Origin of the sequence: Streptomyces sp. JW3, from assembly GCF_052216785.1 — a bacterium.
In the GTDB taxonomy this organism is placed as follows: domain Bacteria; phylum Actinomycetota; class Actinomycetes; order Streptomycetales; family Streptomycetaceae; genus Streptomyces.
Window position 1 is genome coordinate 1 of sequence record NZ_JBQOUX010000246.1, and the last position, 900, is coordinate 900.

The following is a 900-nucleotide window of genomic DNA, read 5'->3' on the forward strand; positions in this document are numbered from 1 at the left end:
TCCAGAGCGTCCAGGACGAGCTGGGTCTCCTTCGATGTCGCGGCGGACCAGCCGACGATCCGGCGGGAGAAGGTGTCCACGACGAAGGCGACGTAGACCACCCCGGCCCAGGTCGCCACGTGCGTGAAGTCCGCGACCCAGCAGCGGTTCGGTGCGGTGGCGACGAAGTCGCGGTCCACCCGGTCCGGTGCCCGCTCGGCCTGCTGGTCAGGGATGGTGGTGGTGGTGACCTTCTTGCCGCGGACGGCGCCGGCAATGCCCAGCTCGCGCATCAGCCGTTCGACGGTGCAGCGGGCCACCGCATGACCCTGCCGGTTCAGCTCCCGCCAGATCTTCCTCGCCCCGTAGACACGGTAGTTGTCGGTGTGGACTTGGCGGATCGACTCCTTGAGTTCCGTGTCCCGCACGGTACGGGCGGACGGGGCGGCCAGTCGTTTCTTGTGGGCGTAGTACGTGGAAGGGGCGATCTTGCAGTCGTGTCCGGTGAGTGTCCTGCAGATCGGCTCGACCCCGCCGAAGCGGTCCCGGTGCTCGTCGATGAACGCTACGAGCGTGTGTGTGGCCGGTCGAGCTCGGCCGCGAAGAAACTTGCCGCCGCCTTGAGGATCTCGTTCGCCCGCTTCAGCTCGGCGTTCTCCTTCTTCAGCGCCTTGAGCTGGGCCGATTCCTCCGTCGTCGTCCCCGGCCGCGTCCCCGCGTCGATCTCGTGCTGCTTCAGCCAGTTCCGCAGCGTCTCGCGGGAACCGATACCGAGCTTGTCCGTGACTGCCTGCAGAGCGGCCGTCTCGTTTGGGTAATCGTCGCGCACCTCGGCGACCATGCGCACCGCACGACGGCGGAGTTCAAGCGGGTAACGGGAAGGTCGTGCCATGACCCGATCCTTTCATGGAATCGAGTCTC

Annotated in this window: 2 protein-coding genes; both read right to left on the reverse strand. The window is 66.8% G+C overall.

Annotation, left to right across the window (positions count from 1 at the left end; translation table 11 throughout):
* A partial coding sequence (locus tag ACTT8P_RS38325) for an IS3 family transposase (RefSeq protein ID WP_442836408.1) occupies positions 1–539 on the reverse strand: 539 nt, incomplete at its 3' end.
* Between the two features lie 5 nt (positions 540–544).
* Entirely contained in the window at positions 545–871 is a 327-nt protein-coding gene (locus tag ACTT8P_RS38330) for a transposase (protein ID WP_442836407.1), read from the reverse strand.
* Positions 872–900: the final 29 nt, after the last annotated feature.